The 14,360-nt window shown below is 52.5% G+C and carries 13 protein-coding genes; 3 read left to right on the top strand and 10 right to left on the bottom strand.

The features are described from left to right. The first annotated feature begins 505 nt into the window (after positions 1–505). A complete protein-coding gene (locus tag R5H23_RS03420; protein WP_211500825.1) occupies positions 506–2,914 on the top strand; it encodes a TonB-dependent receptor in 2,409 nt (802 codons plus the stop codon). Here the strand turns inward: R5H23_RS03420 and R5H23_RS03415 are convergent. From R5H23_RS03415 to R5H23_RS03375, 9 genes are all read right to left on the bottom strand, one after another. After that, the gene (locus R5H23_RS03415) at positions 2,863–3,228 is read right to left on the bottom strand and encodes a hypothetical protein (RefSeq protein WP_317214360.1); all 366 of its coding nucleotides are present in this window, start codon (positions 3,226–3,228) and stop codon (positions 2,863–2,865) included. The two genes, R5H23_RS03420 and R5H23_RS03415, sit on opposite strands and share 52 nt — an antisense overlap. A gap of 493 nt (positions 3,229–3,721) precedes the next feature. Then, positions 3,722–4,483 (bottom strand): cysteine hydrolase family protein, encoded by a 762-nt coding sequence (locus tag R5H23_RS03410; protein WP_211500824.1) that lies wholly within the window; start codon positions 4,481–4,483, stop codon positions 3,722–3,724. Continuing rightward, positions 4,480–4,905: a cupin domain-containing protein gene (locus R5H23_RS03405; RefSeq protein ID WP_046901873.1), complete on the bottom strand. Its 426-nt coding sequence runs from the start codon at positions 4,903–4,905 to the stop codon at positions 4,480–4,482. Before R5H23_RS03405 ends, R5H23_RS03410 begins: the two co-directional genes overlap by 4 nt. A 5-nt stretch (positions 4,906–4,910) precedes the next feature. Next, positions 4,911–6,500, bottom strand: a complete 1,590-nt coding sequence (locus R5H23_RS03400; protein ID WP_317214359.1) for a CocE/NonD family hydrolase — start codon at positions 6,498–6,500, stop codon at positions 4,911–4,913. Positions 6,501–6,532: 32 nt separating this feature from the next. Then, positions 6,533–7,819, bottom strand: a complete 1,287-nt coding sequence (locus tag R5H23_RS03395) for a cytosine deaminase (protein ID WP_317214358.1) — start codon at positions 7,817–7,819, stop codon at positions 6,533–6,535. Next, positions 7,816–8,580 (bottom strand): ABC transporter permease, encoded by a 765-nt coding sequence (locus tag R5H23_RS03390; RefSeq protein WP_317214357.1) that lies wholly within the window; start codon positions 8,578–8,580, stop codon positions 7,816–7,818. The genes R5H23_RS03395 and R5H23_RS03390 overlap by 4 nt, the downstream gene beginning before the upstream one ends. Next, complete coding sequence (locus R5H23_RS03385) at positions 8,577–9,374, bottom strand: ABC transporter ATP-binding protein (RefSeq protein WP_215750299.1); 798 nt, start codon at positions 9,372–9,374, stop codon at positions 8,577–8,579. The genes R5H23_RS03390 and R5H23_RS03385 overlap by 4 nt, the downstream gene beginning before the upstream one ends. Further along, positions 9,371–10,372, bottom strand: a complete 1,002-nt coding sequence (locus R5H23_RS03380; protein WP_317214356.1) for an ABC transporter substrate-binding protein — start codon at positions 10,370–10,372, stop codon at positions 9,371–9,373. Before R5H23_RS03380 ends, R5H23_RS03385 begins: the two co-directional genes overlap by 4 nt. A gap of 123 nt (positions 10,373–10,495) precedes the next feature. Next, complete coding sequence (locus tag R5H23_RS03375; RefSeq protein ID WP_317214355.1) at positions 10,496–11,020, bottom strand: DUF2165 domain-containing protein; 525 nt, start codon at positions 11,018–11,020, stop codon at positions 10,496–10,498. Between the two features lie 219 nt (positions 11,021–11,239). On the opposite strand from R5H23_RS03375, the gene R5H23_RS03370 reads away from it, so the two are divergent. Both R5H23_RS03370 and R5H23_RS03365 read left to right on the top strand, forming a co-directional pair. Further along, the gene (locus R5H23_RS03370; protein ID WP_317214354.1) at positions 11,240–12,076 is read left to right on the top strand and encodes a creatininase family protein; all 837 of its coding nucleotides are present in this window, start codon (positions 11,240–11,242) and stop codon (positions 12,074–12,076) included. Then, a complete protein-coding gene (locus tag R5H23_RS03365) occupies positions 12,073–13,431 on the top strand; it encodes an FAD-binding oxidoreductase (RefSeq protein ID WP_317214353.1) in 1,359 nt (452 codons plus the stop codon). Before R5H23_RS03370 ends, R5H23_RS03365 begins: the two co-directional genes overlap by 4 nt. A 43-nt stretch (positions 13,432–13,474) precedes the next feature. Here the strand turns inward: R5H23_RS03365 and R5H23_RS03360 are convergent, their stop codons facing one another. Beyond that, positions 13,475–14,356, bottom strand: a complete 882-nt coding sequence (locus R5H23_RS03360; protein ID WP_317214352.1) for a bifunctional 5,10-methylenetetrahydrofolate dehydrogenase/5,10-methenyltetrahydrofolate cyclohydrolase — start codon at positions 14,354–14,356, stop codon at positions 13,475–13,477. Between the last annotated feature and the right edge of the window lie 4 nt (positions 14,357–14,360).

Genomic DNA, 14,360 nt, shown 5'->3' with positions numbered 1-14,360 from the left:
TTTCGCACCGAAAAGATGCAGACTAAGAACGTTCCGAAGATCTTTCAAGAAAAGAGAGTAAACTGCCTGCAAGATCCGTTGGTAAGCACAGTTTTCGTAATTAGGGTGGGGTATGTTGCCTCAAAAGCACACTGGAGTATCCACTGCCCTTGGGCGGAAAATAATAGCCCGAGCGGTAGAGATGTGGCCACTGGAAAGGTGCATATTTTCCAGGCAAAAACTCTTATAGATTACTGAAATAAAACATATATTTCTGATATCAAAGAACTGGGCATGATCTATCGCTGGAATGTTGCAAAACATGTGAAGGCGTGTGAAAAAGACACATCATGTGTTCGGGATCTGCCTTGTGTCCTATTTTTGATGTCGGTGTGAGGCAATTATTCGCCTTCTGAGGTAGCGCTCGATTATGTTACGTTTTCGTTATGGGAAAGGGTCTCTTCTGACAGAGATCAGGTCCTGTCAGGAACGAAAATCGTTTTGCAGCAGGAGAAGCCAAAAGGTTATGTGTCCGTACCGATTTGAAAAGTACTCGTCCAGGAAGGCGCTTCTTCTTGTAACGTGTCTGGCTGGCTTTGGTTCGTCGTCTCTTGCTGCATCTGCGCAGGCAGCTTCGAGTGATGCTCCAGTCCACCATAAGGCTCACGCGCGTCATGCAGCCCGCGCCCAAGCTGCTGCGGGTCAGAAAAGCGATGTTGTAGCTGTTCCTGCACATCCGAAAATGCGTCGGCCTGCCTCGATCAATTCGACAGGTGATGAACACGTTACAGTGTCGACGTCACGCTTGGCTAGAAGCCGCGGCGGCGGCATGATGCGCGTTGAGACTGCTCCTTACGCAATCCAGACGATCACGAAGGCATTCATTGAGGCTAAAAGTCCGACAAGTACGGCACTTGATCTCATCAAGAACCTGCCAAGCGTAAACGTCTCCACGCCGGATACGTCCGGTATGCAGGGTGGACGTATTCAGAGCCGAAGCCTGACCGATGCTGATATGGCCCTTATGGTCGACGGTGCGCCTGCTGCTAGCGCCGCTTATATGGCCGAAGACATTGATTCAGAAAATCTGGATAGCGTCAGCCTCACGCCGGGTTCGTCCGCAGTGGATCTGCCGGCTACGTCTGCTGCTGCGGGCGTCATGAACGAAGTGTCCCATGATCCGTCGCATGAGTTCGGCGGCTTAATGGATTTCTCATACGGCACGAATAACCTTTCTCGCGAATTCCTGCGCGTTGAGAGTGGTGATATCGCAAAGACTGGCGTTCGCACCTTCCTCTCATTTTCGAATACTCATGCCCGTTCATGGATGGGTGCCGGTATCAACGAGCGCCGTCATCTTGATTTCGGTATTCGCAAGGACTGGGAGAATGGCTCTTTTGCGAAGCTCTTCATGTCCTGGAATAATGAAGACTTTACCATCGACCGCTATCCTACCGCCGCTCAGTTCTACAAATACAAGGCAACGGGCGAGGGGTACGGGCGCAAGGCTGGGTTTGATTCCACCAAGGCAAATGACTATTGGAAGAACAATATCGATCATTGGAACCAGATTTTCCTGAGTGCTCCAATCCATATCGTTCTTACAGACAAGCTGCAGTTTGATCTTCGCCCATATTACAACATGGGTAAAGGCTGGGATGGCTCTCCAGGAACTGCTGCCGATGGGACTACCAACTACAAGTCAGGCGAAACCATTGCTTACGGTACGCCGATCACAAGCTACTTCTTGGAGAACGCGGCACTCGATGTCGGGGCGACAGCCAAGTTGGGCTATGACATCGACAAGCACAATCATTTTGAGCTTGGTTACTGGTATGAAAATCAGGACTATACCCAGCATTTTCCAACCAGTGTGACCAAAGCAGACGGCTCCAATCCAAGCCCGAACGACTCAACGTATCAGGTATATTCCGGGGCTACCCGTTCCTATTTTGGCAATACAACTGGCTACGAAGTTCACTCGCTATTCCTGCAGGACACAGCGAAGTATTTTCATGACCGCCTGTTGGTCAATGCTGGCTTCAAATATGTAATGTCCAATGTCTGGTACATAACATATCCTGGGCACAAGCAGATGGGCCAGAACCTGACGGCACCTCTGCCGCACCTGTCCGTCAGCTATCATTTCAATGAGCACCATCAGGTTTACCTCAATGCTGAGGGTGACTTCCGTCAACCGTCTGCGTCAGCATTGGCCAACACGCCCTACACGGGGACGCTGCCTAAGAACCAGTATTCCATTAAGGAAGAACTTGGATATCGATATAACGACAAGTACGTTATCGTAGATCTTGATCTCTTTAATTATAACATTACCAATCGTCTTCTCACGACGTATGTTGGGAACGGTCAGACTGGTGTCGTTAATGCTGGTAATCAGACTGCTCGCGGTTTTGATGCTATGTTCTCTACGCAGCCGATCTATGGTTTCAGTCCGTATGTTTCGTTTGAATATCTGAATGCACGGATGGACACGAATATTGCTGCATCTGATGCGAGTGGTAATCTGACGGCCTTCAGGACTAAGGGTACGCAGGCACCTCTATCCCCGCACGTGATGGCGAATTTTGGTCTGACGTATGTGCATCAAGGGTTCTTCGCAAATGCAACCGTTCACTACACGGGTCCGCAGTCCGTCACCATCGCAGGTGATCAGCGTATTCCTGGGTATGTAACGAACACACTGTCACTCGGCTATCACTTTAAGCCAGTGTGGTATGCGAAGTCTCCGACAATCCGTCTGAACTTTACGAACCTAACGGGGTCGATTGTCCGGACGGGTGTTGTGGGTGTGGGTACAAACGCATCGGCTGTTCGTCTGATGAATGGTAATCTTTCAGGTAATGGATCCAGTGCCCAGTTCTATGTTGAGCCGCGCTTCAGCATGACAGGGACGATTTCTACAGGCTTCTGATTTTCAAACTCTTTGTCAGCCCTCGGAACAATACGTTCCGGGGGCTTTTTTTTGTTGTTGAGTTTCGCAGGTTCGTGGTTGCCGTTTCTTCCCGTCAAAAACAGCAGCATAATGGTTGTGTCGAGCAACGTGAATGGTCTGAAATGTGCATAACGTGACGGTCTTTTTTTATTCGGCGGCTGCTCTGAATAGTATTCGTTATGATCGTATCTATTTGTTGTATCAGGAAAATTCTTCATGAGATCTTCGATTTTGAGTTGAGGTTTTAATCTATACCATTTCTGACTTGCCTTTGAAGCCTCAGTCAGCGTCATGACCATCGCCGCCGTGCATTAATTGCGTATCGCTGAAAGACAGCTAGGCAAGGCAATTGCCCCTCGGATCTCACTTCTTAACCGTGCATTTTTGGTCTACGAGGGTATAAAATTCGTATTCGTATCTTTGTGGTTACAATAATTGCAATTGGTTGGACTTTTTGTTGGATTAGGTTGTGTCTGCGGAAATAATGTAAAAGTAAATATATTTTATAATTTCTTTTATTTATTTAAATTAATATTATACACATACGATATGATCGCTATGTTTTCATGATTGGAGAAAATAGCTTGTCGAAGCTCTTTTTATGATGATCTGTAGAATTTTAAAGTAAATAATTACCATAAAAAAATAAATTATATTGTTAACTGGTCTTCTATACTATTGCCATAATTAAGGGGGTAAGGTTGGAACTATACCATCAGAAGGCTTTTGTTTTTTCGGCTTCCAATAGCACTATGGGTGCTTTTGAAAGCCGCTGTGTCCACTATTTTAGCGAATAAGATTTTTCGCTAGATCTGAGCCGGATGCTACAAATCCGTAGCACTGGCGAACATTGTAAACAGTTGCGTCTTGGCAAAAATCTGGAGAAGTCGTCGCGGAGCAGTCATCGAGTAGGATGCAGTCGTAACCGAGGCATCCTGCGTCTGTCAGTGTACTGAGAACGCACTGATCGCTATTGACGCCTGAGAAAAGCAATGTGTCTACACGCAGGTTTTTGAGTATCCCCTCGAGTGGCGTGTCCCAGAAGCCACTCATTCGATACTTGGAGATGTGAATATCTTCCGGATCGACTTCGAGCTCGTCAACGATTGCAGCATTCCAACTGCCGTCTTCCAGAACTTTGCGGTCTGTGGCGCCTATAGCCGCGCCGATGCCTTTATCTTCACCTGCGGGGTCATAAACATGCAGGACAGAAGGGGGAAGGTTAAGCCTGTCTGGACGGTTTCCCCAATTTAGCCAGATAACAGGGACATCATGCTTTCGAAGCGCGGGAAGGAGTGTCTTCAGCGGATCAATGGGGCGGCGAGCAGCCGTGATGTCGACACCAATGGACGCTAGCCAGCCGTCCGGGTGGCAGAAGTCATTTTGCATATCGATCACAATAATCGCGGTACGAGCAAGATCGAACGTCAGTGCCTGAGGCTGAGACGGAACACTAACTGGCCGAGAAGGACGCTCTGGCCGTAAAAGACTTATGGAGGACGCAGTTGCCCCCCAACTGTTAACGTGTGTGCTGCCCAGACGCCTCATTGACTGCCTCCGCAAAGCACCGCCAGATCCTCTGCATCAAGCTTGACTGGAACTCCGCTACGGATCAGTTTTCCAAAGTCTTCGTCCGGGGTCATTACTGTCAAAGTGTAGAGCTTGTTGGTGCCTGTATTTTCCAGAACATGCTCTGATCCCGGCTTGACCAGAAGCGCGTCGCCAGCCTTGAGTTCGCAGCTCTGACCATCACACCAGGCGCGGCCTGTGCCAGACAGCACGAAAAACATTTCGTCCGCATCAGTGTGTGTGTTGGGCGGTGTTGCGCCACCAGGTTCAAAAATTTCGACAACGGCAATAGACGCGTAATCGCCAGCTGTCTTGTCAAACAAAATGGCAAAGTAATTGGTTGAATCCGGAGCAATCCGGAAGGCTTCGACGCTATCAGGGCTGCATTTTGCGAAAGGCATGAGAATTATCTTTCCTGTTTGATCCAAGGAAGAAGAAGGTAGGTTCCGGAGCCGCATTTGAAGTGAACTGTCGTCACCTGTTGTTGGTCCAGAGTGGCGGTAATAGGGCTGGCCCCTGTGCCGGGGTTGATTGGAAACACGGGAAAGCAGGCGAGAGACACGGACAGCCTCAATCTTTCTCCGGCTTTCAATGTGACGCATGTTCCCCGCAGCGGCAGAGATGCCTGACCAGGGGCAGTCAGCGCATATCCTTCTGCGAGAGGGTGTACTTTGCCGTTCTGATCGATACGCGAGACGCAGGCATGAAGGTCAAAACCGGCGTATTCACTTTCGATTTCAAAGCACCCTGTGATCGTTCCTGCGAGCAACTGATCAAAGTCGAGCGGGAGCGTCGTGAATGTCAGGACGTCCGAACGCGCATCGGTGCGGGCACGATCTACTGGGCCCCCTGGAAATCCGAAGCTTCCACCACACGGACCCGAAGGGCGCCACGGATCGAGAGTAAGGCTCTCTGACAGTGCTGTAGGAGTTGTTGACGCGCTCAGAATGCCATCGCGTGTGTCAATCGCGGAGCGACCCGTCCCGATTGGATAGCTTGGAACTGTCCCCGTCGAGAGTGTCGGGAAGTCCTGCCAGCAACAGGCGCCCATATCGAAAAGGCGTACTGGGTTCGCGTCGGGTATAGGGGCAGCTTTTAGATATTGATCGAAGAATGCGATTTGCTGCTGATCGATGTCTGTAATGGCAGCCTCACCCACGTCCACATCCCCGATATGTCGATCCCAAGGAAAGTGTGACCAAGGGCCAACAATCAAGCGTGTTGGCATGTGCGGGGACAGAGCACGATATGCTTCCAGCGTGCCAGGCAGGTGGCTGTCGTACCATCCCCCAATCAGTAGAACTGCGGGTGCCAGCTCCGTGATTTCGGTCAACCGCGATGCGGGAGAGATTTTGTCCCAGTAGGCATCTCCCGGAGGCGTCTCCCTCCAGCGGGTATAATGGCTATATTTTGCCAGAAGTGCGTCATGTGCAGGCACTGTTGGTTGTCGCCCATTGAAAGACATGCCCCGACTAGCCGCAAAGAGCGCCTGCTGGGCTTCGTAGTCTCCCTGAAGCCTTGCGGTTTCTGCTGCCAGTTGGGTCGCCCAACCAAGATTGGCGCGCATCGGGAATGCCCCATTTTCATACGCCCAGTCCTGATCTAGCTGCCAGCCGATCATGGCAGGCGCAACCGCTTTGAGCGCTGCTGGTTTTTCTCCGGCTGCCAGAAGTTGGTTGCTCCCCTGAAAGGAGAAGCCAAACATCCCCACGCGACCATTGCTGCGCGGTAAGGATGCAGCCCAAGCGATCGTATCTGCGCCGTCTGTCGCTTCATGCTCGAACAGGACAAACTCACCGCCAGAATCTCCGCGTCCCCGCACGTCCTGCATGATGACGATATAGCCGTGACTGGCATACCATTCTGGCGGTGCGTAGCAGAGCGACGTACCAATTTTGCGACCGTAAGCCTGTCGCATCAGAAGAACGGGGAAGGGGCCGTCTCCTTCTGGTTCCCAGATATCAGCAACCAGTGAAACGCCATCCCGCGTTTGCATTGTCTCCGTCCGGCGAGGTTTCAGCGCTAACATCAGATTTCACCTCCCAGAGTTTCGTATGAAGGGGGAGTTGCTTCGAGAATGCGACCGTTTCTGAGAACTGTCCGTCCGGCCTGAGAGCGGCTCATCCATTCATTCATGGAACGAGCTGGAAAGATAATCAGATCGGCTGGTGCACCTTTTTCGAGGCGATGGGTCCTTTCCATCCAGGATCCCGGACGGCTTGTGACCGACTGCGCCCAAGGACGGTGAGTATGATCCAACTGGCCGATCCTCGTACCCCCTTGAAGAATTTCGTGCATGTCAAAGTCCCCGTAAGCGTAGAAGGGGTCTCGGACATTGTCGCTGGCAAGCATGACTGGAATACCCGCGGCATCGAGTTCCTGCAGTAAGGTTACACCTCTCCATCTTGGTGTGCGCCCTGCGGTGCGGTCCTGAAGGTACATGTTGCAAAGTGGGAGACTCACAATGCCAATCCCGGCTTCGCCGAGCAGGGAAATAATGTGCGTCTGTTGCGTCTCGCTTTGAACGCTAAGGCTACAGCAATGGCCGCATAAGATCTTTTGACGAAACCGAAGCTTCAGGGCTGTCTTGGCAATCAACTCCAGAGCCGTTCCGTCTGTTTCTCCATTCTCATCGACATGCAGATCCAGTTCGAGCCCGTATTCTGTGGCTAGTCCAAAGAGAACTTCGAGGGCTTCCGGCGTCGTGTTGTGCTTCATCAGGACGGCGCCCAGAACGCCCCCCTCTGTCTCGGCGACATTTCTAACGATGCCGTCCCGGTCTTCACCCATGTAGCGCTCAGGCATGGTCAGGGAGACGCCTTGCAGAGCAACTTTCCCGGACCATTTCTTTTGAAGGCGGCGCAGAAGCGGCCAAACGCGGTTCCCGTGCGTTCCGAAGGTGTCCAGGTGCGTTCTTATGGCGCTTGTTCCGTGCGCGTAGGCACAGTTCAAACTGAACTCCATGCGGCGTTCAACGTCTGCGTCCGTCCAATACCCTTCTCGATCCTTGGTTGTGGCTTGCAAGGCCCCCATGAAGGTTCCATCAGGATTGGGTGTGCGCTCCCAGATGAAGGCCTTGTCCAGATGGGTATGAATATCTGCAAAGCATGGCCAGACCATCTGACCTTTCAGATCAATTGCGTCCCCGACGGAAGAAAGATTTCCTGCCGGTAGAATATCTGAGATCTTCCCATCTGAGAGCGCGATATCGTAGCGCATGGACTCATCAGTAAATGACGAAGGCCGCAGGCCTGCCGGAATAGTCGCGTTCAGGAGGACGCCTGGGGCGGTGCTGGAAGAAGCTGGAAAAGTCATGAGCGATGTCTCAGAGCAAAGCGCTGGAGGCTGGCTGCTGCGGCATACAGGACGAGACCTGCGACTGTAATAAGGAACAGTGCCGAGAACATCCGGGGAATATCCATCTGAAAGCCGGATTGAAGGATTTGGTACGCCAAGCCAGCCGAATTGCCGCCCGTTCCGGCAACAAACTCAGCTACAATGGCACCGACAAGTGAGAGGCCTGTTGCGATGCGCAAGCCCGCCATGAACATGGGAAGAGCGCTTGGAATTCGCAGTCGCAGCAGCATTTGAAGGCGGGTGGCTTTGTGCATCTGAAAGTAAGCCGCCAGATCTGGATCTACGCTGCGCAGGCCTTGCAGAGTGTTCGAGATCACAGGGAAGATCGCTACCAATGCTGCGCAGGCAGTGAGGGCGAGGGGAGTATTGTGGATCAGGATGATGATCAGCGGCGCAATTGCTACAATCGGGGTCACTTGCATGATGACCACATAAGGCATCAGGCACCGCTCGATCAGCGGGCTTTGCACCAACAGGAACGCTATCAGAACACCCCCGAGGACGGCCACAACGAGCGCCGCAAATGTGATTTCCAGAGTGATAAGCAGCGCATGGAGTAATGACACGCCGTCCAGCATCAAAGCACGCCAGATGGCAGACGGAGAGGGCATCAGGTAAGGCGGGATATGCCAGAAGCGACAAATCGCTTCCCATGCTGCCAAAATGATGATTCCGAGCGTGATGGGAGCAAGGAGCGAGAGAGAGCGGGATGTCATCATTGCCGCGCCTCCTGACCAATCATGCTGTCCCGACTGGCATCTTCGAGGAGGATCGCCAATTCTTTGCTGATGCCGGCAAACTGATCGGAAAGGCGGAAAGTTTCGTCGCGAACAATGCCACGATCTATTTCGTATTGAGCATGAATACGTCCAGGATGAGCCGCCATCACCATCACGCGGCTGGACAGAAATGCAGCCTCATGAAGGGCATGTGTGACGAACAGGGTGGTGAGGCCGTCTTCATAGCAAAGACGGGCCATTTCTTCATCCAAGCGGTTTCTGGTAAATTCGTCCAGTGCACCAAATGGCTCATCCATCAAAAGAAGATCTGGTTCAGTAACGAGTGCACGGGCAATGGACACGCGCATTTTCATGCCGCCGGAAAGTTGTGCCGGATATTGATCGGCAACATGACCTAGGCCAACGCGTTCAAGAGCGGCATGGGCACGCTTGTCAGCCGTTGTCCGATCCACTTTTTCCAAATCAAGCGGAAGGCGCACATTTTTCACGATCGTGGCCCATGGCATGAGCGTTGCGTCCTGAAAGACGAACGCCATACGGCGCCCTTTCTGGCCTACGTCCCTGAAGCCACCGCCCCACCAATTCAGTGTGCCAGCCGACGGGGTATGAAGATTGGCGATGAGCTTGAGGAGCGTGCTTTTGCCGCATCCAGATGGCCCAATCAGCGTAACAAAATCTCCTTTCTCTACACTCAGATCGACAGGAGAAAGACCGCGCACGCCGTTGGGGAAAATTTTCTCAACGCTGCTCAGGGAAAGAACGGGACTGCTCATGCGGGGACAGTCGCCAGGCTGTTATGGACGACATCGAGGGTATACCCATCTTTCCATTTCGGACTGTCTGCAATGAGTTGAGCTGAAAGCTGGATGTCGTAAATGCGCTGCCAGCGCTCATCATTCATTGTCATAATTGGTGCTCCCGGTGCGCCCAGAGCTTTGATGTCGCGGAGTTTCTGGCGGGACCACGCGAGTTGGTCCGCGCTCATATCCGGATTGGCTTTACGGATCGCAGCATCCCCCTTGGTGGACTCTCCAAAAATATAGCGTTTCCAGCCTTCGCTGCTGGCCGCGATGAACTTCTGGAGCTCGGGGCCACGTTCTTCGAGAGTCTTGCGGGACACCATCAGCACGTTTCCATAGGCAGCGTAGCCCAAGTCATCGAGGAGGAAGAAATTGAATGGAATACCCGCTTTTTTGGCGCCGTAGGGCTCCGAGGAAACAAAGGCCTGCATGGCCATCTGCGGATTGAAAGCAAAGGGCTGGAGATTATAGGTGTAGGGATGGGCCTGATCTTCCGTGAAGCCATAACGCTTCTTAAGCCACACCCAGAAGCTGGCTCGCCCTTCTGAACTGATCAGAATGGGATGGCCCTTGAGTTGGGCGATGTCATGAATATCCGGGTGGGTCATCAAGCCGCCAACGCCTTTCTGGAAAGTCGTAGCGATTGCGACGGCGGGAATCCCCTGCACTGCACAGCGGATGGCTTCTTCACCCTGCATGATGGCAATGTCACATTGCCCCGCCATCAGAAGCTGGGTCATGTTCATCTGGGGGCCACCCATCTGAATTGAAACATCCAGATTTTGAGCGCTGTACAGTCCGTCTTCGGAGGCCTGGTAGTAGCCTCCGTGCTCTGCCTGAGCATACCAGTTGGTCAGCAGACTCAGGGGCCTAGATGCCGCTTTTGCTCGCCCAGAGGGTAGGGAAGACACCGCGCCCGCAGCCATGATGCCGCGGAGCATACTGCGTCGATCAAGCCTGTAAGGTGTCATGAGCTCCCTCCCAACGTCCATTTATAATTAGACCGTAACGGTTTTTTTGTCTCCGTGGGAAGAGCTATTCTGCTGCTGGACCGATACCTTTTTAACCCATTTGTGCGCGCAAAAAGGATGCACTCATTCTTTCTGCTGGGTGAAAATACAAACTCCCAGCATGGTCATAAAAAACCGGAAGGCGGCTTCCTGTCCGTTCCAGCTATGGGATTGCCACATCGCGAACCACTCGCCTCCGACGACAGAGAAGCCGAAAAACCATATGAGAAATCCTACGGCCGTCGCGACGGGAACAAGGGTATGAGCGGCCTTGAAGGCCGAACTATCCATGTTGATCGCCTTCGCCATCTTCCAAGCCGCAAACGAAAAAAGAGCACCGGTTGCGAATTCAGCGCCAATAATCAGGACGTAAAAAATATGCCACAGCAGCGGGATCGAGATCGCGCGCCATCTGAGACTGTTGCCCGGGAACGTGGTATCCATCGACAGAACGTGACGAACAAATGCGTAGTTTGAACCATAATCTGTAATATTATTAAGTGCGACGAGAAGGCCGAAGACTCCCAGCGACGCGACCATCACGGTTTTGGAGAGACGATTCAGGCGCAGGGAGCGCGTAGGCAATGACTGTGTTGAAAGTTCGGACATGGCTGGCTCCTGTTTTTTGAAACGCTAGCGGAATGCCCGTGAAATTTGCGCCCTCTTTTTTGCATCGCTCCTGTCGAAAATAGATGCTTTAAAAGCTGCGATCTTCCTGTTTCATCTATCTTTTCGTTCCGGGATGATATCATATCGGAGCAGGGAATGTGTTGGCTCGTCCTCACCGGGGCGTGTCATTCCACACAAGAGACAACGGAAGACAAGCCCATGACAAGCAGTTCCGAGACGGTTTTCTGGCCCAAAAAGCGCTGGTGTGACATGATTTCCCGCCAGTTTCGTCAGCTTCCTCCTGAGACCGTAGCCATTCTTCCTGTGGCGGCGGTGGAACAGCATGGCCCACATCTTCCGGTCTATGTGGATGCCTGTATCAACGAAATGCTGCTTGATAAGGCAATGGAGGCGCTCCCCGGGACCGTCCCCGCCACCGCACTTCCTATTCAGGCTGTCGGCAAAAGCGAAGAGCATGTTGCTTATCCTGGAACACTGACCCTCAGTGCGCAGACCCTTACGCAGGTCCTCATCGAAATTGGTGAAAGTGTCGCACGATCTGGTGTGAAGAGGCTGGTGCTCCTGAATTCTCACGGTGGGCAGCCACAGATTCTGGATATTGTTGCCAGAACACTCCGCCGGACACATGGAATGTTTGTTGTCTGTGTTGGCTGGTCCCGTTTTGGCGTGCCGGATGGCATGTTTACCGAAGAGGAGCGCCGGTATGGGATTCATGGTGGCGACATTGAAACATCCCTGATGCTTCACCTGCGCCCGGATCTTGTTGAGATGGAACGCGCTGATAATTTCGAGCCATGGCCCCAGAAGCTGGCCGAGACGGCCAAATGGCTGGAAGCAGAGGGTCGTGTCGGCTTTGGTTGGTTGACGCACGATATTCACCCGTCAGGTGCGGCAGGAAATGCCAGGGTTGCTACGGCCGAGAAGGGCGAAGCTGTTGCCAATCAGTGGATTGAAGGTTTTCTTGAACTTCTTGCCGAGATTGCTGAATATCCGCTGGATCGTCTTCGTCCCATTACGGAGGATCTGGGTCGATGAGCTCGGTTGAGACCTTTCTGTCGCTTCTGGGCGATATTCCTGTTCAGACGGTGCCGGCTCTTGTGAAGCGGAAAAGCCGTGATTTTTACTGGTATAGTCCGGTTCTGAAGCGGCAGCTTGATAGCTGTTTTGGCGATTGTATCGTTATGCCGCGCAATGAAGAGGATCTTCTTCATATTGCGCGCGTGGCACGTGAGACAAAAACGCCACTGACTCCGCGTGGGGGTGGCACTGGAAATTATGGACAGGCCGTTCCGATGGAGGGGGGCGCTGTCGTTGAAATGACGGAGCTCAATAAGCTCCTTTGGGTCAAGGATGGTGTCGCACGCGTACAGGCGGGCATGAACATGCTGGACTTGGATCGTGCTTTGCATGAACGGGGCTGGGAAGTCCGCATGTATCCGTCCACGAAACGGACAGCAACGATCGGCGGGTTTATTGCGGGTGGGTCCGGCGGTATTGGGTCTGTTCGATGGGGCGGTCTTTCGTCACCGGGGAATATTCTGGGGCTCCGCTTTGTCACTCTGGGTGAAAATCCGGAAGCTCTCGAACTTCGCGGCTCTGACGCGAGGGGTATTCTTCACACCTACGGTACGACAGGCCTGATTACCGAACTGGAAATTGGTGTTGAGCCAGCCGTGGATTGGCAGGATATGGCCATCTCATTCGGCACGTTTGAAGAAGCAGCAGTTTTTGCACGTGATATTGCTCTTCAGGCCGGTATTCAGAAGAAGCTGGTTTCTGTTGTTGACGGTGACCTGCCACAATTCTTCGCATCCGTACGCGAGCACGTGCCGGATGGGGCATCACTGGTCATTCTCATGATTGCTCCGGCAGGTATTGAGACTGTTAAGGCGCTTGCAGAAGCTGCTAACGGTCAGCTCTGTTATGAAGCCAACACCGGAGAAGCTGAGGACACGGCGGGTGCAACTCCGCTTTATGAGCTGACATGGAACCACACTACGCTTCAGGTTCTGAAGAAAGATCGTGGTTACACGTATCTGCAGTGCGGTTATCCGCACGTCGGGACACTAGAGAAGGTGGCGGAAATCCGTGCGCTTTTCCCTGATGACCTGATGATGCATCTGGAATTCTTTCCGATGGGCGGTCATGTGAGTTGTGCTGCATTGCCGGTTATTCGCTTTACTGACGAAGAGCGCCTGAACTATATCATCGCGGAACACGAGAAGCGGGGGGTCAATATTGCCAACCCGCATGTCGTGACCATTGAGGAGGGCGGCATGCACCGTGTGGCATCACCGGATCTGGCCGCAATCAAGAAGCGATATGATCCGATGTTACTTCTGAACCCCGGAAAGATGCTCAGCGCCAAAACGCTGAAGGCAGAGGGTTAAAGATTATGGGCCGGAAAGATCTTCTTTCCGGCCTTTTTTATTGTTATTGCGAAAGAGCCGGATAGCTGAAGTTTAATTCTGCCCGATTAAAAGCACTTTTCACGGTATTAGCCAGTAATGTACAGGTTGTCAGTGGCCCAACACCATCTGGAACCGCAGTAACCGCATATGCGATTTCTTCGATAGATTTGAGATCGACATCCCCTACGACACGGCCCTCATCCGGACAATAGCTGATCCCAATATCGATGAGACAGCTTCGTGGCTTGATCCAGTCCGCCGTGACTAATCTGGCTTTTCCTACTGCTGAAAAGAGGACGTCTGCTTTCTCACAATGTGACTGGATGTCCTGAGTATCGATGTGCACAACGGAAACCGTTGCGCCGCGATCCAGAAGAAGCATGCTCAAAGGGCGCCCGACAACGGGCGAACTGCCAATGATGACACAGTCTTTTCCGCGCAGATCTCCAACGAGATGTTCTGCCGCCATTAAGGCGCCTGTTGCCGTGCAGGGCTCGAAGTATGGAGCGCCGTTCATGATGCTTCCAAGATTGAGCGGATGGAGACAATCCACATCTTTCTCCGGGGGAAGGGCGTCTATGATGGCTTGGCGGGAAATTTCTTCCGGGAGTGGGAAGAGGATCAGAATTCCATCGATCTGCTTGTTAGCACCAAGTTCTCTGACCGTTTGGCAAAAATCTCTTTCATTTTGTCCTGCAAGGTCAACAACTTGTAGGTTAACGTCGGCTTGTTCCGCCAGTGAGCCAATGCGACGCAAATAGGCCGATGGCCCCGCGTCAGAAGAGCCGTTGACGACCGCGAGAGTCGGCGTATTGCCCAGAGCTTTTTGCTGTGAGCGGATCTGTGCTTTGAGGCTGGCCAAATAGTTTTGAGCAAGTTCAGAGGTATGCAGGATGATTGTCATTTGT

Origin of the sequence: Gluconobacter sp. GP1, assembly GCF_032913585.1 — a bacterium.
Classification (GTDB): Bacteria; Pseudomonadota; Alphaproteobacteria; order Acetobacterales; family Acetobacteraceae; genus Gluconobacter; species Gluconobacter cerinus.
This window is presented reverse-complemented; position numbering and strand designations above follow the sequence as displayed.